The sequence below is a fragment of the Pelomonas dachongensis genome, from assembly GCF_043555865.1.
Taxonomy (GTDB): domain Bacteria; phylum Pseudomonadota; class Gammaproteobacteria; order Burkholderiales; family Burkholderiaceae_C; genus Pelomonas; species Pelomonas dachongensis.
In genome coordinates this window covers 72,809-92,068 of sequence record NZ_JBIGHY010000009.1, presented here as the reverse complement: position 1 = coordinate 92,068, position 19,260 = coordinate 72,809, and the positions used below count along the sequence as shown (strand labels likewise).

General features: G+C 70.0%; 19 protein-coding genes. 8 read left to right on the top strand and 11 right to left on the bottom strand.

Going from position 1 to position 19,260, the window contains the following annotated elements:
- Positions 1–6 precede the first annotated feature (6 nt).
- Complete coding sequence (locus ACG02S_RS21310; protein ID WP_394472500.1) at positions 7–234, bottom strand: helix-turn-helix domain-containing protein; 228 nt, start codon at positions 232–234, stop codon at positions 7–9.
- An 84-nt stretch (positions 235–318) separates the two neighbouring features.
- On the bottom strand, positions 319–867 hold the full coding sequence (locus ACG02S_RS21305) for a DUF2975 domain-containing protein (protein ID WP_394472499.1): 549 nt from the start codon (positions 865–867) through the stop codon (positions 319–321).
- Between the two features lie 89 nt (positions 868–956).
- Here ACG02S_RS21305 and ACG02S_RS21300 point away from each other — a divergent pair, with 89 nt between their 5' ends.
- From ACG02S_RS21300 to ACG02S_RS21285, 4 genes are read left to right on the top strand one after another with little or no spacing between them, the layout of a single operon-like run.
- Positions 957–1,445 (top strand): aminoacyl-tRNA deacylase, encoded by a 489-nt coding sequence (locus ACG02S_RS21300; protein WP_394472498.1) that lies wholly within the window; start codon positions 957–959, stop codon positions 1,443–1,445.
- A gap of 45 nt (positions 1,446–1,490) precedes the next feature.
- Positions 1,491–1,961 (top strand): MgtC/SapB family protein, encoded by a 471-nt coding sequence (locus ACG02S_RS21295; RefSeq protein WP_394472497.1) that lies wholly within the window; start codon positions 1,491–1,493, stop codon positions 1,959–1,961.
- 47 nt (positions 1,962–2,008) lie between these two features.
- Entirely contained in the window at positions 2,009–2,677 is a 669-nt protein-coding gene (gene plsY / locus ACG02S_RS21290; protein WP_394472496.1) for a glycerol-3-phosphate 1-O-acyltransferase PlsY, read from the top strand.
- Positions 2,674–3,033, top strand: coding sequence for a RidA family protein (locus ACG02S_RS21285; protein ID WP_394472495.1), 360 nt, complete (start codon positions 2,674–2,676; stop codon positions 3,031–3,033). The genes plsY and ACG02S_RS21285 overlap by 4 nt, the downstream gene beginning before the upstream one ends.
- A 61-nt stretch (positions 3,034–3,094) precedes the next feature.
- Here the strand turns inward: ACG02S_RS21285 and ACG02S_RS21280 are convergent, their stop codons facing one another.
- Positions 3,095–5,098 (bottom strand): DEAD/DEAH box helicase, encoded by a 2,004-nt coding sequence (locus ACG02S_RS21280; RefSeq protein WP_394472494.1) that lies wholly within the window; start codon positions 5,096–5,098, stop codon positions 3,095–3,097.
- A gap of 141 nt (positions 5,099–5,239) precedes the next feature.
- On the opposite strand from ACG02S_RS21280, the gene ACG02S_RS21275 reads away from it, so the two are divergent.
- Positions 5,240–6,019 carry an oxygen-binding di-iron domain-containing protein gene (locus tag ACG02S_RS21275; protein WP_394472493.1) on the top strand — a complete coding sequence of 260 codons (780 nt, stop codon included), beginning with the start codon at positions 5,240–5,242 and terminating at the stop codon, positions 6,017–6,019.
- Here the strand turns inward: ACG02S_RS21275 and ACG02S_RS21270 are convergent.
- Entirely contained in the window at positions 6,001–7,092 is a 1,092-nt protein-coding gene (locus ACG02S_RS21270; RefSeq protein ID WP_394472492.1) for a calcium/sodium antiporter, read from the bottom strand. The two genes, ACG02S_RS21275 and ACG02S_RS21270, sit on opposite strands and share 19 nt — an antisense overlap.
- Positions 7,093–7,227: 135 nt before the next feature.
- Between ACG02S_RS21270 and ppk2 the strand changes: the two genes are divergently transcribed.
- Both ppk2 and ACG02S_RS21260 read left to right on the top strand, forming a co-directional pair.
- Positions 7,228–8,133, top strand: coding sequence for a polyphosphate kinase 2 (ppk2, locus tag ACG02S_RS21265; protein WP_394472491.1), 906 nt, complete (start codon positions 7,228–7,230; stop codon positions 8,131–8,133).
- A gap of 20 nt (positions 8,134–8,153) precedes the next feature.
- Positions 8,154–8,498 carry a glutaredoxin family protein gene (locus ACG02S_RS21260; RefSeq protein WP_394472490.1) on the top strand — a complete coding sequence of 115 codons (345 nt, stop codon included), beginning with the start codon at positions 8,154–8,156 and terminating at the stop codon, positions 8,496–8,498.
- 103 nt (positions 8,499–8,601) lie between these two features.
- On the opposite strand, the gene ACG02S_RS21255 is transcribed toward ACG02S_RS21260, so the two are convergent.
- The 7 genes from ACG02S_RS21255 to ACG02S_RS21225 form a co-directional block, all read right to left on the bottom strand.
- Entirely contained in the window at positions 8,602–8,889 is a 288-nt protein-coding gene (locus ACG02S_RS21255; protein ID WP_394472489.1) for a hypothetical protein, read from the bottom strand.
- 198 nt (positions 8,890–9,087) lie between these two features.
- Positions 9,088–9,723, bottom strand: coding sequence for an L-threonylcarbamoyladenylate synthase (locus ACG02S_RS21250; RefSeq protein ID WP_394472488.1), 636 nt, complete (start codon positions 9,721–9,723; stop codon positions 9,088–9,090).
- Positions 9,724–9,726: 3 nt separating this feature from the next.
- Positions 9,727–10,593 carry a 3',5'-nucleoside bisphosphate phosphatase gene (locus ACG02S_RS21245; protein WP_394472487.1) on the bottom strand — a complete coding sequence of 289 codons (867 nt, stop codon included), beginning with the start codon at positions 10,591–10,593 and terminating at the stop codon, positions 9,727–9,729.
- Positions 10,594–10,637: 44 nt separating this feature from the next.
- A complete protein-coding gene (locus ACG02S_RS21240) occupies positions 10,638–12,545 on the bottom strand; it encodes a methyl-accepting chemotaxis protein (RefSeq protein ID WP_394472486.1) in 1,908 nt (635 codons plus the stop codon).
- Between the two features lie 50 nt (positions 12,546–12,595).
- Complete coding sequence (locus ACG02S_RS21235; RefSeq protein ID WP_394472485.1) at positions 12,596–14,410, bottom strand: bifunctional diguanylate cyclase/phosphodiesterase; 1,815 nt, start codon at positions 14,408–14,410, stop codon at positions 12,596–12,598.
- Positions 14,411–14,540: 130 nt separating this feature from the next.
- Positions 14,541–16,262, bottom strand: coding sequence for a single-stranded-DNA-specific exonuclease RecJ (recJ, locus tag ACG02S_RS21230; RefSeq protein WP_394472484.1), 1,722 nt, complete (start codon positions 16,260–16,262; stop codon positions 14,541–14,543).
- Positions 16,259–17,134, bottom strand: coding sequence for a hypothetical protein (locus tag ACG02S_RS21225; protein WP_394472483.1), 876 nt, complete (start codon positions 17,132–17,134; stop codon positions 16,259–16,261). Before ACG02S_RS21225 ends, recJ begins: the two co-directional genes overlap by 4 nt.
- A 66-nt stretch (positions 17,135–17,200) precedes the next feature.
- Here ACG02S_RS21225 and ppk1 point away from each other — a divergent pair, with 66 nt between their 5' ends.
- Positions 17,201–19,258 carry a polyphosphate kinase 1 gene (gene ppk1, locus ACG02S_RS21220; protein WP_394472482.1) on the top strand — a complete coding sequence of 686 codons (2,058 nt, stop codon included), beginning with the start codon at positions 17,201–17,203 and terminating at the stop codon, positions 19,256–19,258.
- Positions 19,259–19,260 lie beyond the last annotated feature (2 nt).

Genomic DNA, 19,260 nt, shown 5'->3' with positions numbered 1-19,260 from the left:
GGGATCTCAGGAGTCTTCGGGAGGTTCGGGGCCGGCCTCCCAGCCGAGCAGGTCGCCGGGCTGGCATTGCAGGACGTCGCAGATGCGGGCGAGCGTGTCGAAGCGCACGCCGCGCACCTTGCCGCTCTTCAGCAGCGACAGGTTGGCTTCGGTGATGCCCACGCGCTCGGCCAACTCACGCGAACGCATCTTGCGGCGCGCGAGCATGACGTCGAGGGTGACGACGATGGGCATGTCAGCGTCGCCCGGCCGTCCAGAGGCGCGGACGCGCCCCCTCGGTGGGCTGAGAGCAAAGCGAACGTGGGGGCCTCATGTTCTTCAGACGAATTCAGCGTTTTCGTCGGCGACGCGGGCCGCCTCGTGCAGCACCTGCGCGAGCGCCAGCAGCAGCAGGCCGAACAGCAGAGACAGGTAGTGGTCCGACGACAGGCCGAGCCACAGCTGGCGTTCGCCCTCGGGGTTGCCCAGCGTCAGCGCCAGGATGGCCAGTGTGCGGCCCACGGGCTGCGCTGCCGCCAGCAGGCACAGCGCGACGCCGATGCGGCGCAGGTGGCTGGCAGGCAGCTTCGCCAGCAGTTCACCCCGCGCGAAGCAGCCGAATAGCGCCCACATCTGCGACAGCGCGAACACGACGACGCCGGCGGGCAGCAGCGACGCGAGCATCGCGCCCAGGCGTGCCTGCATGTCGAGCTGGATCTTGGGAATGCCCCACTGCTGCGTCACGACCTCGGCCACCCAGTCGGGCTGCGCCCAGAACAGGAAGGGCATGGTGCCGATGAAGAGGGCACCCGCCAGGCTCAGCAGCCGCACAACCCACGACAGGCGCCGGATGCGTCGCAGACCGTCGGCGGAGAAGGAGTCAGGCATGGCGGTCTTCGGGTCACGAGAAAAACTTACTGTAAAACAATAAATAGTTGCCGTTAAGAAGAATTCGTCACTACCCCGAAAATGACGCCATGAGCAAGAAGAGCAGTCACGTCAGCGAGACCCCGGCGACGCAGGCCTTGAAGCGCGCCGGCATCAGTTACACCGAGCACGTCTACGACTACGTCGAGCATGGCGGCACGGCCGAGTCGTCCAAGCAACTGGGGGTGGACGAGCATGCGGTCGTGAAGACGCTGGTGATGCAGGACGAGAAAGCGGACCCGCTGATCGTGTTGATGCATGGCGACTGCACGGTCAGCCTGAAGGAGCTGGCGCGGCAGATCCCGTGCAAGAAGGTCGAGCCCTGCAAGCCCGACGTGGCCCAGCGCCACAGCGGCTACCAGGTGGGTGGCACGTCGCCGTTTGGCGTGCGCAAGGCGATGCCGGTGTTCGTGGAGGGGTCCATCCTGGCGCTGGACAAGGTCTGCATCAATGGTGGCCGGCGCGGCTACCTGGTGGGCATCGAGCCGCGCGTGCTGACCGAGCTGCTGGGTGCCCGGCCCGTGAACTGCGCGAACTGAAGCGGTGTCGCGCGGGCAGGCGCGCCGTTTGCCACACTTGCCGCCATGTTGGAAACCATCCTGACCACGCTGCGCGCCGAGTTCTCAGATGTGCCTGACGCGGAGCAGGTCACGCGCATCCTGATCCGCATGCTGCTCGCCGCGGTGCTGGGCGGCCTGCTGGGGTACGAGCGCGAAAGTAAGGGGAAGGCGGCCGGCATCCGCACGCACATGCTGGTGGCCATGGGCGCGGCGATGTTCGTGCTGGTGCCCGAGCTGGACGGCATGCAGGTGGCCGACATGAGCCGCGTCATCCAGGGCATCGTGACCGGCATCGGCTTCCTGGGCGCCGGCGCCATCGTCAAGCGCGCCAGCGAGGAAGACGTGCAGGGGCTGACCACCGCCGCCGGGATCTGGATGACCGCCGCCATCGGTGTGGCTTGCGGCCTGGGCCGCGAGACCACGGCCGTGCTGGCCACGCTGCTGGCTCTGGGCGTGCTGGCGCTGGTGCCGGCCGTCGTCGACCGCAGGCGCTGAGCGGGGGGGGCGCCCGGACCCGGGCGGCTGCATGACAATGCCGCCCCATGCAAAACATCCTCCCCCTGATTGCCGCGCTCGCGGGCTACCTGATCGGGTCGTTGTCGTTCGCCGTCATCGTCAGTCGCGTGATGGGCCTGTCGGACCCGCGCTCCTACGGCTCGGGCAACCCCGGCGCCACCAACGTGCTGCGCTCGGGCAACAAGGCCGCGGCCGTGCTGACGCTGGTGTTCGACGCGTTGAAGGGCTACCTGCCCGTGCTGGCCGTGTTCATCTGGGGCCCGCGCTGGGGCCTGGGCGAAGGCACGGCCGCGCTGGTGGGCGTGGCCGCGTTCGTGGGGCACCTGTGGCCGGTGTTCTTCCGGTTCCAGGGCGGCAAGGGCGTGGCCACCGCGGCAGGCGTCATCTTGGCGCTGAACCCCCTGCTGGGCGTGGCGACGCTGGCCACCTGGCTCATCATTGCCTGGTTCAGCCGCTACTCTTCGCTGGCCGCCATCGTGGCGGCCGCGTTCGCGCCGATGTATCAGTTGCTGATTTGGGAAGCCGGACCCACGGCGCTCGCCCTGATCATCATGGGCCTGCTGCTGGTCTGGCGCCACCAGGCCAACATCAAGAAGCTGCTGGCCGGCACCGAGAGCAAGCTGGGCCAGAAGGCGAGTGCTGCCGCCGCCAAGCCCGCCGTCAACCCCCCCCACAAGTCCCGAAAGAAACCATGAGCACTTCCGCCCCCGTTGAACGCTTCGACATCGGCGCCCGCCTTTCCGAGATGGCCGTCTACAACGGCGTCGCCTACCTGGCTGGCCAGGTGCCCGAGGACGCCACCGCCGACGTGACCGGCCAGACGGCCCAGGTGCTTGCCGCCATCGACAAGCTGCTGGCCCGCGCCGGCACCGACAAGACCCGCATCCTGCGCGCGCAGATATTCCTGACCGACCGCGCCGACTTCGCCGGCATGAACGCCGCGTGGGACGCCTGGGTCGCCGACGGCCACGCACCGCCGCGCGCCACCGTCATCGCGGGCCTGGCGCGCCCGGAGTGGAAGGTGGAGATCGTCGTGACGGCGGCCATCTGATGATTTGCGGGACAGACCGCCCGAGCGAAGCGAGTAGCCCTGTCCCCAACTGGCCAAGTGACTAGGTTGCGGCGGCGCGCTGCAGCCAGAAACCGGTGTCGAAGCGTTGCTCGACACCGGTTTTTTCATTGACCAGCCAGAACTCGCGGCCGTCCGTGCTGGCGCGCACCACCTCGCCCGCATGCCGGCCGGCCGTGACGCGGCGACCGACCGCGCTGGCCGGGAAGCCCGGCTCACGCGCCAGCTCCTCCAGCGGCTGCGCGGTGCGCGTGTCCGCCGCCAGCCGCAGCTTGCGAACCAGCGGCGCCAAGAACGCGCCCGCGGCGTCCGCCGGTGACACGAACACCACCAGCTTGGCCTGCGCGCGGCTCAGTGCGACGTTCAGCAGTCGCTGCGCGTCCTCGCCCTGCAGGAAGGGCTGAGCGCCATCGGCTGGGTCGAACAGCACCACCGGCGCCTCGCTGCCCTGCGCGCGGTGCACGGTGCTGACGCGCACCGTGTCGGGCACGTCGTGCGCACGCAGGCACTGCCGGATCAGCGCCCGCTGTGCGCGGAACGGCGTCAGCACGATCAACTCCTCGGCCAGCCAGCCCTGCGTCAGCGCCTGCGCGATCAGCGCGGCGATGGCGTCGGCCGACTCCCGCCGCACCGGCCCGCGCTCGTGCGCCGACCAGCCCCCATCGCGCGCTACGCGGTGCAGGTGCACATGCACGTCGGCACCGATGTCGCCCAGCACGCGCTGCCTGGCCGCCCGCCAGTCGGCGGCCACGTCGGCGGCCACGCGCAATGCGCCGTCGTAGAACAGCTCGCTGACGAGATGGCCGATGGGCGCGGCCATGCGCGACTGCTCGTCCAGCAGCGCGACCGAGGCGCCCGTGGTCGGCATCTCCGCAAAAGCCGAGCGGCCCAGCCAGCGGCGCGCCAGCCGGTCGTCGCTGCGCAGCACCGGTGACAGCTGCTGCGGGTCGCCCGCGAACAGCCGCGCACGGCCCAGTGGCATCAGCGCCAGCGTGTGCGCCAGGCTGACCTGGCTGGCCTCGTCGAACACGACCAGATCGAACGGCGGCTCGCCGTCGGCGCTCAACTCGCGCAGCGACTTCAGCGTGAAGGCGGCGCGCGTGGTCGTCATCGCCGCCAGCCGGCAGCGCTGCAGCACCTTCAGCGACGACGCACGCAACTCGTCGCGCAGCGCGGCCACGCGGTCGGCCCAGGCCTTCAGCGCCGTGGCGTCGCGGGCGGACGGCCGCTGGCTTTCGGCCCGCGCCAGGCGCGCGATGAGCGCGGTGTCCTCGGTCGGGATCAGGTGCTCGCGGCCTTCGTAGGCTGCTGCGTCGAAGCGCGTGCCCAGCCGCTGCACGCCGGCACGCAGCGGCTCGCGCCGGCCCTTTTGCAGCGCCTTGTCGACCGCCAGCGTCGCTAGGTCCACCGCGTGGTTGGTGGTGGACAGCAGCAGCACTCGCGCGTGGGGCCGCGTGTCCAGGTACTCGGCCAGCAGCACGCCCAGCGAGGTGGTCTTGCCGGTGCCGGGCGGGCCCCACAGAAAGGCGCTGCTGTGGCCGATGAGGCGCAGCGCCTGACGCTGCGCCGCGCGCAGCCAGCGGAACGGCGAACCCGTCAGTGCCGGCCCGGCCTCGACGGTTTGCGGCCGGGACAGGTCCGGCAGGCAGGCCAGGGCGGTTCCAGCCCAGGCCGTGTCCCACCACGCGTCGGCCACGGCGTTCAGGAAGCGCGTCGGGTACAGCCGGATCAGGTGGTCGGCCGGCGGTGGCGCGCTGCTGGCGTTCTGCAGCACGAGCTGGTCGTCCTCGGCGACGACGGCCAGCACGCTGGCGCCGCCCTTGACGGGCGCTCCCCACCAGGCCGACGCGCCGTCCAGGCTGTCATCCAGCAGCGCGGTCGCCGACGCCGCGCCGGGCCGCTGGCCTTCGGCGAACACATAGCCCGGCTCCAGCGTCACGCGCCACAGGCTGCCGTCGCGCTCGCTCTTCAGCACCTTGAAGTCGTAGTACTCGGGCGTGGCCGACAGCTCGGCATTCAGCGCCGCGCGGACGTCGGCAAGGCTCATGGGATCAAGGCATCTGGCAAGCGGAAAGGGCGAGACTGTAAATGCATACAGCTGCCGCATGTGGCCTTGATCCCGCGCAAGACCCATGTCGGGCGCTCCGAGTAGCCTGCGTGCCCAACATCACCGCCCGGGGTAGTCACGATGTCAATCGAGTTGTTCCGCCAGGATCGGCATGTCTGCGTCATGTTCGCCCGGCTGGGGGACGAGGGCGGCGACGCCGTGCAGTCCAACCAGTTCCTGCTGGTCAACGGCAACACCGGCGCGATCCTCGACCCCGGGGGCAACATCGCTTACCACGAGCTGTACCTGGGCATGTCTGCGTTCTTCTCGCCGCACAAGCTCGCGGCCATCCTGGCCTCGCATGCGGACCCGGACATCATTGCCTCGCTGGACCGCTGGATGACGGCCACCGAGGCGCCGGTCTACATCTCGCGCGTGTGGGAGCGCTTCGCGCCGCACTTCTGCAAGCCTGGCAAGACGGCGGGCCGTATCGTGGGCCTGCCGGACGCCGGCGAGCGGCTGCGGCTGGGCACGGGCGATGAGCGCTTCGAGCTGTGGGCACTGCCCGCGCACTTCCTGCATGCCGAGGGCAACTTCCAGTTCTACGACCCGGTCAGCCGCATCCTGTTCTCCGGTGACCTGGGGGCCTCGATGGGCGTCAGCATGAATCCCGAGCAGCCAGTCACATCGCTGGCCGCGCACATCCCGCGCATGGAGGGCTTCCACCGCCGCTACATGGTCAGCAACAAGGTGCTGCGCCTGTGGGCGGCGATGGCGCGTCAGCTGGACATCCAGATGATTGCGCCCCAGCACGGCTCGCCCATGGTGGGCGCGGCCGTGCACGAGTTCATCGACTGGGTCGAGCAGCTGGCTTGCGGCATCGACCTGTTCGGGGCGGCGAACTACCGCGTGCCGGGCTGAGTGGACGCCGGGCGGCGGATCAGCACCGCCACCAGGGTCACCACCGTCAGCGGGATGACGAAGCTGAGCATGGCGGCCGAGTACGCCTGCAGCGCATCGTGCTGCTGCGCTGCGAGGATCAGGTAGGCGACGTAGGCGACGTAGTAGCCCAAGAAGACGCCTCCTTCCCAGCGTGCGATCTCGCGGCCCGTGATGAAGACCGGCAGGCAAGCGAGCGCCACGGCCAGCATGACCCAGATGTCGAAGGCCAGCAGCGACGGCGCCATGGGCAGGCCCATGTGACCCGACACCAGGCCCGACAGGCCCAGGCAGCCCAGAATGTTGAAGGTGCTGCTGCCGACCACGTTGCCCACCGCAATGTCGCGCTCGCCTTTGATTGCCGCAGCAATGCTGGTGGCCACCTCGGGCATGCTGGTGCCGGCGGCAACGATCGTCAGGCCAATGACGAGATCGCTCACGCCCATCGCCTTGGCGAAGCTCACCGACGCCTGAACGAGATAGTCTGACCCGAGCACCAGCGCCGCCAGGCCGGCACCGATCAGCAGCAGCTGGACGAGCAGCCGATCGTCCCAGGCACCGGCTGAGGCAGGCTTGATTTCTTCAGCGAACTCGTCCTTGGCCGCCTGCGTTTCACGCCGCGATTGCACGATCAGGAAGACGGTGTAAGACGCCAGCAGCACGAAGAGGATGCCACCGTCGATGGCCGACAGTCGGCCGTCCAGTCCGAGTGCCAGCAGCAGCAGGCTCGCGCCAATCATGATCGGCACTTCCTGCCGGATGAGCTGGATGTTGACCACCAGCGGCGTGATGAGCGCACTGACACCCAGGATGAACAACACATTGAAGATGTTGCTGCCCACGACGTTGCCAATCGCAATGTCGGTCTTGCCCTCGAGCACGGCGCCCAGGCTCACAGCGACCTCCGGTGCGCTGGTGCCAAAGGCGACGATGGTGAGCCCGACAACGAGCGGACTGATGCCGAACGACAAGGCCAATTTGGACGCGCCGCGCACCAGCAGGTCGGCGCCGACGATCAGTAGGATCAGGCCGCCGAGAAAGGTGAGTATGTTCATGAAAGGCCACTGTAGCGACAAGCGTCCACCCACTGCAGGCCGGCGCTGGAACCGCGCAAACTCAGTGCTGTCACAGGCGTTGCATAGGAGACCGCTAGCCTGTTGTGTTCGCCGCTGTCGCGGCCAGGAGCGCCCGTGAGCCACCTTGAAGACGAACTGGTGAAGCGCATTCACCGTGACCTGCAGGACGATTTCGACGAAGAGCTGGAGTTGGAGCTGGAGGACCGCGACTTCGGCATGGCGGCCGGCGACGAGCCGCCGGAGGTGTCCACCCAGCGCAAGCGCTACTTCCGCGAGCTGTTCCGGCTGCAGAGCGAGCTGGTCAAGCTGCAGGATTGGGTGCAGCTCACGGGGCACAAGGTCGTCATTCTGTTCGAGGGCCGCGACGCGGCGGGCAAGGGCGGCGTCATCAAGCGCATCACGCAGCGGCTGAATCCGCGCGTGTGTCGCGTGGCTGCGCTGCCGGCGCCCAACGACCGCGAGCGCACGCAGTGGTACTTCCAGCGCTATGTGTCGCACCTGCCGGCGGCGGGCGAGATCGTGCTGTTCGACCGCAGTTGGTACAACCGCGCCGGCGTCGAGCGCGTGATGGGCTTCTGCACCGACGAGCAGTACGAGGAGTTCTTCCGCTCCGCGCCCGAGTTCGAGCGCATGCTGCAGCGCTCGGGCATCCAGCTCATCAAGTACTGGTTCTCCATCAGCGACGACGAGCAGCGCGTGCGCTTCCTGGGTCGCATCCACGACCCGTTGAAGCAGTGGAAGCTCAGCCCGATGGACCTGGAGTCGCGCCGCCGCTGGGAGGCCTACACCCAGGCCAAGGAGGTGATGCTGGAGCGCACGCACACGCCCGAGTCGCCGTGGTGGGTCGTCAAGGCGGACGATAAGAAGCGCGCGCGGCTGAACTGCATCAGCCACCTGCTCTCGCAGATGCCCTACCAGGACGTGCCGCACGCCGACATCGAGCTGCCGGCCCGCGAGCGGCGCGAGGACTACATCCGCCATCCCGTACCTGATGACCTCATCGTCCCCGAGATTTACTGACACGCGCTTAAGCTCGGGGCATGAACCTGCCCCCACGCTCCCTGCTCGTCGTCATCGCACTCGCTGCCGCCGCGTCGTGGGCCTGGCGCAGCCATGTGAAGTCGGTGGACGGCGAGTTGCTCGCGCAGCGCGTGCAGCCGGGGGACATCCGCATGATCTCGTCCGAGACCTGCGGCTGGTGCACCGCGGCGCGGCGCTGGATGCAGGACGAGGGCATCGCGTTCGACGAGTGCTTCGTAGAGCGCGACGCGCAATGCCGTGCCGACTACCAGGCGCTGGGCGGCATGGGCACGCCCACGCTGATCGTGCGGGGCCAGACGGTGATGGGCTTCGACCGCGCCCGCATCATCGAAATCCTGCAGTAGCGCGAGGCAGAGCCGAATCGGCAGCGCTGACTCTGCAGCGCTGGCGGCTCGGCTCGGCGGTAATGGAAAAGGGCGTCATCCGCATGGCGTTCAGACGCCGGGCTCAGGCGCGCGGGTTGGTGGTCTTGGCGGCGGCCAGCGTCATCTGGCGCAGCAGCGTGGCGTCGCTGTAGCCGACCACGGTCACGCGCGGCAGTTGTGCCACGTCACGTTGGGCATAGCCGGTCACGACGACGCGGGGCAGCTGGGCGACTTCACGGGTGGCCTTGCCGGTGATGACGACGCGCTCCAGCTTGACGACATCTTGCGGCGCAGCGTGTGCGACGACGGAAAAAGACAAGGCTGCTACAGCGGCGATGGCGGCAGCGAAGAGGCGGTCTTGCACGTTCATGATGGACTCCGTTGGGTGGGTTTCGAACCGCGTGATTGCTTGTTCGATGGAGTCAGTTTCGTTACCGCAGCCGGTCGCTTCCAGCCGCCTGCGATCAATCGCGGGTGGCGCTGGATGAACTGCAAAAACGCTGGATGAGCTGCGCAGAAGCCGGCCTCTTGCCCCGTCGCGCCCCGCAGCGCGCGGGCCGAGCTGCCATCAATCCAGCTGTAAGCCTAGGCGCGCCAGCTCACCCCGGCCCTGGCGCACCAGCATGGGCTCCTCGCCCTGGCTCAAGTCCAGCACCGTGGTGGGCTGGGCCGGGCAGGCGCCGGCATCGAGGATGAACTGCAGCTGGCGGTCCAGCCGCTCGGCCACCTCGCCGGCGTCGTTCATCGGCTCGCTCTCGCCGGGTGGGATCAGCGTGGTGGACAACAGAGGCTCGCCGAACAGCGCCAGCAGCTCCTGCGTGACGCGGTGCTCCGGCACGCGCAGGCCGATGGTGCGTCGGCTGGGGTGGGACAGCCGCCGCGGCACCTCCTTGGTGGCCGGCAGGATGAAGGTGTAGGCGCCGGGGGTGGCCAGCTTCAGCAGCCGGTACTGGCGGTTGTCCACCATCGCGTAGGTGGCCAGCTCGGACAGGTCGCGGCACAGCAGCGTCAGGTGGTGCTTGTCGTCCACGCCGCGCACGCGGCGCAGCGCCTCGGCGGCGGTCTTGTCGTTCAGGTGGCAAACGAAGGCGTAGCTGGAGTCGGTCGGAATGGCACCGATCCCGCCTGCCTGCAGCATTTGCGCGCACTGGCGCAGGAAGCGCGGCTGCGGGTTGTCGGGGTGGACTTCGAACAGCTGGGCCATGGTTCAGGCGTGGATGCGGTCGGCCAGTTCGGCCCACACGGGTGACAGCTTGCCCGCCAGCGGCGGCAGCGCGCCCAGGTCGACGCGGCTTTCCTCGGGGCTGTGGAAATCCGAGCCGCGCGACGCCAGCAGGCCGAACTCCTCGGCCGTGTCGGCGTACTGCTGGAACTCGGCCGTCGTGTGGCTGCCGGTGACCACCTCGATGCCGCGGCCGCCGTGGGCCATGAACTCGGTGATGAGTGCGTACTCCTCGGTGGGCGTGAAGTCGTAGCGGCCCGGGTGCGCGATGACGGCCACGCCGCCGGCGCGATGGATCCAGCCGACCGCATCCTTCAGCGCCGCCCACCGGTGTTGCACGAAGCCCGGCTTGCCCTCGGTGAGAAAGCGGCGGAAGACCTCGGGGATGTCGGCGCAGTGACCCGCATCGACGAGGAAGCGCGCGAAGTGAGTGCGTGAGATCAGCTCGGGGTTGCCCACGTACTTCAGTGCCCCCTCGAAAGCCCCGGCGATGCCGGCCTCGGCCAGCAGGCTCGCCGCCATGTCGCGAGCGCGTGCTTCGCGGCCGCCGCGCGTGGCACGCAGGCCGTTGATCATCTCGGGGGCGGTGTGGTCGAAGCCCAGGCCCACGATGTGCACGACACGGCCGGCGAAGGTCACGGAGATCTCGGTGCCGGTGAGGTAGGCCATGCCGGCTGCGCGGGCCGCGGCGATGGCGCGGGCCTGGCCGGCGATCTCATCGTGGTCGGTCAGCGACCACAGCTGCACGCCGCGCTCCGCCGCCCGGCCGGCCAGCTCCTCGGGCGTCAGCGTGCCGTCCGAGATGACGGAGTGGCAATGCAGGTCGGCGTTGAGGGCGGCATCGAGGTTCACCAGCCGATTGTAGGAAGGGCCTGCCGACCCCGCCGCCACCGGGGTCAGAGGCGGAAGCTGTTCACCGTGGCGTCCATGCCCAGCGCCTGCTGGCGCAGGCTGTCGGCAGACGCGGCGGCCTGCTCAACCAGCGCGGCGTTCTGCTGCGTCATCGCGTCGATGACTTGCACGGCCTGGCCCACCTCGGTGGCTTGTTGCGCCTCGGCGCGGGTCTGCTGCGCCATGGTGTGGATCAGCGCGCTCATGTCGCGCACCTTGCCCAGGATGGCTGTGACCGCGCCACCGGCCTCGGCCGCCTGGGCCGTGCCAGACTCCACGCGTTCGACGGATTGCTGGATCAGCGTCTTGATCTCGCGCGCGGCCGTTGCGCTGCGCTGGGCCAGCGCGCGCACCTCGGCGGCGACGACGGCAAAGCCGCGCCCTTGCTCGCCCGCCCGTGCTGCCTCGACGGCGGCGTTCAGGGCCAGGATGTTGGTCTGGAACGCGATGCCGTCGATGAGGCCGGTGATGTCGGCGATGCGCCGGCTGGCGTCGGCGATGGCGTGCATGGTGCCCACCACATCACCCACCACGCGGCTGCCCTGCGAGGCCACGTCGGCAGCCGAGCCGGCCAGGCCCTCGGCGTCCAGCGCGGCCTCGCTGCTGTGGCGCACGGCCACGGCCAGGAGCTGCACATGGCCGGCGGTCTGTTGCAGCCGCGCGGCTGCGGCCTCGGTGCGCTGGGCCAGGTCGTGGTTGCCGGCGGCGATCTCGCGCGCGGCGTGGCGGATGCCGCCGGCGTCTTCGTGGATGCGCTCCACCAACCCGCGCAGCCGACGCTGCATGTCACCCAGTGCGGCCAGCACGCGGCCCAGTTCGTCGCGGCGGCCCTGCGGCACGGGCTGGCTGAGGTCGCCAGCGGCGATGCGCTCGGTCGCCGCCACCATCTGGCCCACCGGCACCAGCAGCTGGCGGATGGCGCGCAGCATCAGCCACAGCATGGCCGCCAGCGCGGCAGGCAGCAGCACCAGCAGCAGGGTGCGGCGCAGCGACGCGCGCTCGGCGCGCGCCGACAGGCCGGCGTCTAGCACCTGCATGACCTGGGCGCTCAGCCGCGCCTGCAGCGCGCCTGCCTCGGCCAGCCGGGTGGCCAGCTGGTCGAGCGGAAAGTTAACGTCGCGCGCGGCCTCGTCCAGCGTCTTGTCGACAAGGTCGCGCTGGGCACGTGCCGTCTGCAGCAGCGGCGCCAGGCGCCGGTTCAGGTCGGGGTCGTCGGCCTGCAGGGCAAGCTGCAATTGCAGCTGCATCTGTGCGGCCTGTTCGCGGTAGCGGGTGTGGGCCTTGGCCATGCGCGCCGTGTCGTCCACCGCGGCGGCGCGGGCCAGCGCGGCCAGTTCGGACAGCGCGTCCTGCACGCGCGGCGCTATCTGAAGGCCGGCCTCGATGGCGAAGCGAGAGGCGGCATCGGCGTCCAGCAGCAGGCCCGTGCCGGCGTTCAGCTGCGCCAGCGCCTCGAAGGCGGTGTCTGCCAGCGCGGCCTGAGCGGTCAGTAGGCGTGGCACGTCCAGTGGCCCTTCGGCAATGAGCCTGGCGAGCTGCTCCTGGGCCTGGCGCAGCTCGGTGACGCGGTCGCGCTGCGCGGCGGCCAGCGGGGCGTCCAGGCCATCGTCCAGCCGGCTCTCCAGCGTGGCCAGTGCGGCGCGCACTTCCTGCGCTGCCGCGACAGCCTGCGGGCGCCGGTCGGGTTGCGTCGACAGCGCCTCGGCAGCGAGGCCGCGCTGCGCCTGCAGGCGCGCCAGCAGGTCCTGCCAGGCCTGGTTGGCAGGCAGCGCGCGGTGCTGCAGGTCGGCCGTGCGCTGCTGGGCGACGTAGCCGCTCAGCAGCAGCGCGCCGGGCAGGGCGCCCAGCAGCAGTGACAGGCAGGCGATGACGGCGAGCCGCGTACGCAGGCTCAGGGGCTGGTCGGTGTTCATGGCGATGAAGTGAGGGGGGCCGCGGCGCTGCGTCCCCGGGGTGGAAGTCTTCAGGCCGCGAGCAGTGCGGCCGGGCGCTGGCGTCGGTCAACGAAGAAACGGCTCCCGCCGGCGCGGCCCTTGGCCACGCGCTTGGGCTCGGCCAGCGCCGCACTCAGCGCGCGAGCGCTGTCGAACTGGCCGGGCAGGTGCTGCACGGCGCCGGCCGAGATGGTGGGCAGCGGGTGGAAGCTGGGCTGGTTCTGCCGGTTCAGCGTGATGTAGCCACCGGCGGCCAGGTGTTCGGCGGAGAAGAAACTGCGTACACCCGCGTCGAACGCGGCGCAGATGCGCGCCAGCCGCTCCTCCCAGTCCGCGCTGCCCAGCACCATGACGAAATCGTCGCCGCCGATGTGGCCGACGAAGTCCAGCTGCGGGTCGGCCGCCTGCGTCAGCACGCGCGCGGCCAGGCGGATGATGTCGTCGCCCACACGGTAGCCGTAGACGTCGTTGAAGGGCTTGAAGTGGTCGATGTCCCACACCACCGCGGCGAAGGTCTCGCCGGCCGCGATGAGGCGGTCGAGGTGGTGGTCGATGGGCACGTTGCCGGGCAGCAGTGTGAGCGGGTTGGCGTAGCGGGCCGCGTGCACCTGCAGGTCGGAAACGGCCTTCAGCAGATCCGAACTGCGGCCCGAGCCGAAGTAGGCGCCGTCGCGCGTGACGATGAAGCCGTCGATCAGCAGGCGCTCGTCCAGGCTGGCCATCGCATCGCTCATCGCGCGCAGCGGCGTGCCGACGTCGAACACCAGCGGGTGCGCGTCCATCAGCTCCACGCAGCTGCGCTTGTCGAAGATGTCCATGAAGTAGCGCTCGGTGCCGCGCTTGAGCACGTGCAGCGAGCGCAGCACGCCGATGGGGCGCTGCTGGTCGTCCAGCACGGGAATGGCCAGCAGCTGCTCGTCGGCATGGAACAGGTCCACCACGGTGCGGCAGTTGGCGGCGGCCGTGACCGTGAGGCCGCGGCGCGCCAGCTGCGCGGCGCTGGTGATGGCGCCCTGGGCGAGCGGCAGCGCCAGGTCGTTCTGCAGCAGCCGCGACTGCGCATTGCCCGCGAGCCGGCCGCTCCACTGCGCGCTCAAGGACGCGCGCGGAGTCGCGCTGGGCCGCGCGAACAGGTAGCCCTGGCAGATGGTCAGGCCCAGCCGGCGCAGCACGTCCAGGTCGGGTTCCTGCTCCAGGCCTTCGGCGACCACCTCGCAGCCGCTGGTGGCGGCCATCTCGACAATGGAGCGCACGAACTGCTGCTTCAGCGGCTCCTGTGCAATGCCGTCGATGAAATGGCGGTCGATCTTGACGAAGTCGGGCCGCATCTCCATCCAACGGCGCAGCGACGCGAAGCCCTCGCCCAGGTCGTCCAGCGCGATGCGCAGGCCGCGCTCGCGCAGCGCCTGCAGCGCGTCGTCCAGCTGAGCCAGGTCGTCGATGGGGCGGGTCTCCGTCAGCTCGATGACGACGCGCGAGGTCGGCAGGCCCAGCTCGGCCAGTTGCGCGGTCAGCCGGCCGGCGTGCTCGCGGGCGCCCATCAGAGTGTCGGCGGTCACGTTCAGGAACAGCAGGCCGGGCAGGCCCAACGCCTTAAAGCGCTGCATGGCGCGCTGCACGATCAGGTGCTCCAGCTCCACCAGCCGGCCCAGGCGGGCGGCGGTGTCGAACAAAACCAGCGGGGAATGCAGCGGGCCGTCGGCGGGGGCGCGGGTCAGCGCCTCGAAGCCGTAGATCTCGGCGCGGTCGATGGCGACCAGCGGCTGGAAGTGGATGTCAAAGCTGCGCTGCGCGATGAGGCGGTGCAGCGCGTCGGCAAGGGGGTCGGGCGCGGTGTCGCGCATTGGGGGCTCCGGGTCGGCGGGAGGTACCGAAACAGCCGGTACCGCTTGCGCCGCGGATTCTTGAAACACCTTGTGACACTCGGGTGACCGATGGCATTTCTCACCTTGCGCCTGCCAACTCCTTCACGACTCAGGGGTCGGCGCTGGCTTCCACCACGTACTGCACGCGCTGCTGGCCCTGCCACTCGTCCAGGCTCAGCCGGTACGCCAGCGTGACGCGCTCGGGCAGCATTTCCACGTGGTTGAACCAGATGCCGTCGATGAGCTTGCCGCCCTGGCGCAGTCGCAGCTTCAGGTGCTTCTCGCCCACCAGCCGCTGCGACACCAGCTCGAAGCGGTCGCAGAACACCGGCGCCTCGAAGCCCTGGCCCCAGACCTGGCCGTCCAGCAACCGCGCGGTCTCGGGCGTGGCCGCGTCGGCCGGCAGCGCGCCGTCGTGGCGCAGCGTGTGGGTCAGGTCCTGCTCGTTCAGCCACTCCTCGGCAACGCGCGCGAAGGCGAGCGCGAAGCGGTTGACATCGTCCACCGCTAGCGTTGCGCCCGCGGCCATCGCGTGGCCGCCGAACTTGGCCAACAGGTCGGGCTCGCGCTTGCTGACGAGGTCCAGCGCGTCGCGCAGGTGAAAGCCAGGAATGGAGCGGCCCGAGCCCTTCAGATTGCCGTCCGCGCCGCGCGCGAACACGAAGGTGGGGCGGTGCACGCGGTCCTTGATGCGCGACGCGACGATGCCCACGACGCCCTCGTGAAAGTCGGCGTCGAAGAGCGCGACGGCCGGCGGCAGCTCGCCCTGCAGCGCCTCGATGAGCCCGTCCAGCCGTGCCTCGGCCATCTCGCGCATGCCGGCTTCGATGTCGCGGCGCTCGCGGTTGATGGCGTCCAGCTGCGTGGCCAACTGCAGCGCGCGCTCGGGGTCGTCGGTGGTCAGCGCCTCGATGCCCAGCGTCATGTCGGACAGCCGCCCGGCCGCGTTGATGCGTGGGCCGAGCGCGAAGCCGAGGTCGAAGCCCTGCGCCTTGGACGCGTCGCGCTTGGCGGCGCTGAACAGCGCCATGACCCCGGGTTGCGCACGGCCGGCGCGCATGCGCTTGAGGCCTTGCGCAACGAGGCGGCGGTTGTTGGCGTCCAGCTTCACGACGTCGGCGACCGTGCCCAGCGCCACGAGGTCCAGCAGGCCGTCCAGCCGCGGCTCGGGCGCGGGCAGGGCGCCTCTGGCGCGCAGCTCGGCGCGCAGGCCCAGCAGCACGTAGAACGCCACGCCCACGCCGGCCAGCGACTTGCTCGCGAACGTGCACCCGGGCTGGTTGGGGTTCACGATGGCGTCGGCCTGGGGCACGACGATCGCGCCGTTGACCAGCGCCGGCAGGTGGTGGTCGGTCACCAGCACCTTTAGCCCCAGCGCGCGCGCATGCGCCACGCCCGCGAGGCTGGCGATGCCGTTGTCCACTGTAACCAGCAGGCCGGGCTGCTGCGCCATGGCCAGGTCGACGATGGTGGGAGTCAGGCCGTAGCCGTGCACGGCCCGGTCGGGCACCACATAGCCCAGTTGCTCCGGCTGCGCGCCCAACTGCCGCAGGCCGCGCAGCATGACGGCGCAGGCGGTGGCGCCATCGCAGTCGTAGTCGGCCACCATCACCAGGCGCTCACCCGCCTGGATCGCGTCGGCCAGGAGCCGGGCCGATTCGGGCAGGCCCTTGAGGCCCGCGGGCGGCAGCAGGTGGTTGAGGTTCTCGTCCAGCTCGGCGGCCTCGCGCACGCCGCGAGCGGCCAGCAGCCGGGCCAGCAACGGCGCGACGCCGGCTTCCTCCAGGGCCCACGCAGTGCGGGGCGGGACTTCACGCTCGACCAGCTTCATAGCGCCTCCATCACGGCGGCCACGTCCGGCGTCTGAAAGCGACGCTTCAGCTTGTCCATGAACGACAGCGGCTGGGCCGTGAAGCGGCGGGCGAAGCGCTCGCCGCAAAGCGTCAAGCTGGTCAGCGTCTGCGCCAGAGGCCCGGCGTCCAGGCGCTGCCAGGCTTCGGCCCAGGTGGCCAGGTCGCCATTGAGCAGCGGTGCGGCCAGGCGGTCGTCGACCTTCACGTCGAACGGCGCGCCGTGGCTGCGGCCGATGTCGCCGAGCCAGACCGAGTTGACGACGTGCTGCCCACGTGCCTCGCGCGCTGCGTTCAGTGCGTGGTCGTGCAGCAGCATCTGCGCCTCGTTCTGCCATCGGCGCAAGACTCGGCTCTGCGGCAGCCAGGGCTCGATGGGCCGGCCGGCGGCGCGCTCGATGCTGGCGGCTTCCAGCCCGTCCAGTGCGCTGGCATGGCCGATGGCCCAGCGCGTCGCGTCCAGCAGCCGCCACTGCCAACCCTCGGCTTCGGGCCACAGCGTGCGCAGCGTGGCGACCAGCTGCGCGGCGTCGGACTCGGAGAGCTCCAGCGCCGCGGGCGGCAGCACGTCCACGCCGTCGCTGCCGACGGCCAGGTGCACCGGCGTCATCAGCGCCCAGGCCAGCTCGGGCCCGGCGTCGAGCGCCCAGGCGGCGGCGCTGGGCTGCGGCTGGCCGCGCAGGGCAGCCATCGCCACGTGGTGGGGCGGCAGGGGCGCGAACTCGTCGCTGCCCCAAGTGTCGGTGGCGGTGAGCCGGCCCAGCTGCGCGCTCAGGTGGGGCAGGGCGAGGCCCGAGAACGCATGCCGTGCGGCCTCGTCCAGCGCGCTGGCATGGGGAATCATCAGGTGCATGGGCGGGGATTATCCAAACGCGCCCATCTCATACGTTTGTCATAAAGCGTTCATACACTTTTCATCATGACCGCTGCCAATTCGCCGACCCCGCTGAAGCTGCTGAACCGCGAACAGGCCATCCTGGAATTCAACCGCCGCGTGCTGGCGCAGGCCGGTCGCGAGGACGTACCGCTGCTGGAGCGGCTGCGCTACATCTGCATCGTGTCCAGCAACCTGGATGAGTTCTTCGAGGTGCGCTTCGCCGACATGCTGGACGCCGCGCGCGACCCCCTGAGCCCGGTGTCGGGCCAGGACGTGGACCGCGTGGGCCGCGCCGCGCACACGCTGATCGACGAGCAGTACCACGTGTTCAACGAGCAGCTGATGCCGCTGCTGCTGAAGCAGCGCATCGTCGTGCTGAACCATGCCGACCGCGACGAACCGCAGCGCGCCTGGGTGGCCAAGTTCTTCGAGCGCGAGGTGAAGCCGCTGCTGGTGCCGGTGGGGCTGGACCCGTCGCACCCGTTCCCGCAGGTGGCCAACAAGTCGCTGCACTTCATCGCGCGGCTGTCGGGCAAGGACGCCTTCGGGCGCGACACGCGCATCGCCATCGTCAAGGTGCCGCGCGTGCTGCCGCGCGTCATCAAGCTGCCCGCCAACCTCAGTGACGGCCGCCAGGCCTTTGTGCTGCTGACCAGCGTCATCCGCGCGCACCTGGAGGAGTTGTTCCCGGGCCGCAAGGTGGAGTCGTTCTCGCAGTTCCGCGTCACGCGCGACTCCGATCTGGAGGTGGACGAGGAGGAGATCGCCAACCTGCGCCACGCGCTGCGCTCGGGCCTGACGACGCGTCACTTCGGCCGCGCGGTGCGGCTGGAGGTGGTCAACACCTGCCCGGCCGAGCTGTCGGAGTTCCTGCTGGAACAGTTCGGACTGCCCAATGCGGCGCTGTACCGCGTCAACGGGCCGGTCAACCTGGTGCGCCTGAACGAGCTGATCGACCAGACCGAGGCGCCCTCCCTGCGCTTCCGGCCGTTCGAGCCGGCCTGGCCCACCGGCCGGCTGCCGCGCCACAAGTCCATCTTCGAGAAGCTGAAGAAGGGCGACGTGCTGCTGCACCACCCGTTTGAGAGCTTCGATCCGGTCGTGCAGTTGCTGCGCGAGGCGGTGCTGGACCCCGAAGTGCTCGCCATCAAGCAGACCATCTACCGCACCGGTGCCAAGTCGGAGCTGATGGACCTGCTGATCGAGGCGGCCCGGCGCGGCAAGGAGGTCATGGCCGTCGTGGAGCTGAAGGCGCGCTTCGACGAGGAGGCCAACATCAACTGGGCCGAGCGGCTGGAGGCGGTGGGGGCCCAGGTGGTGTACGGCATCGTGGGCTACAAGACGCATGCCAAGCTGCTGCTGATCACGCGGCGCGAGAACGGCCGGCTGCGCCGCTACGGCCACCTGTCCACCGGCAACTACAACCCCAAGACGGCGCGGCTCTACACCGATCTTGGCATGCTGACGGCCGACGCCGACCTGACAGCCGACGCCGACGCGGTCTTCCGCCAGCTGGCCGCGCTGGGCCGCTTCAAGGCGCCGCGGCGCATGCTGCTGGCGCCGTTCAACATGCACCAGCGCATGGTGGAGCTGCTGGGCCAGGTGGAAGCGGCGGCGCAGGCCGGCTACGCGGCCGCGCGCGTGGTGGTCAAGATCAACGCGCTGACCGACGTGGCGCTGATCGACGCGCTGCTGCGCGCTGCGCGGGCCGGCGCCAAGGTCGACCTGATTGTGCGCGGCGCCTGCATGCTGCCGCCTGGGCTGCCGGGTGTCAGCGACAACATCGTCGTGCGGTCGGTGGTGGGCCGGTTCCTGGAGCACACGCGGGTCTGCTACTTCCGCTGGGCTGAGGGCGACGACGGCGAGGCGCTGTTCCTGTCCAGCGCCGACTGGATGAGCCGCAACATGTTCCGCCGCATCGAGGTGGCCTGGCCGGTGTTGGACCCCAAGCTGCGCCAGCGCGTCATCGACGAGGCGCTGGTGCCTTACCTGCACGACACGCTGGACGCGTGGCAGCTGGGGCCGGACGGCCGCTCGCTGCGCATCAGCGACAGTGGCGTCAGTGCCCAGCAGGCGCTGATGAAGCGCTTCTCGGAATGAGC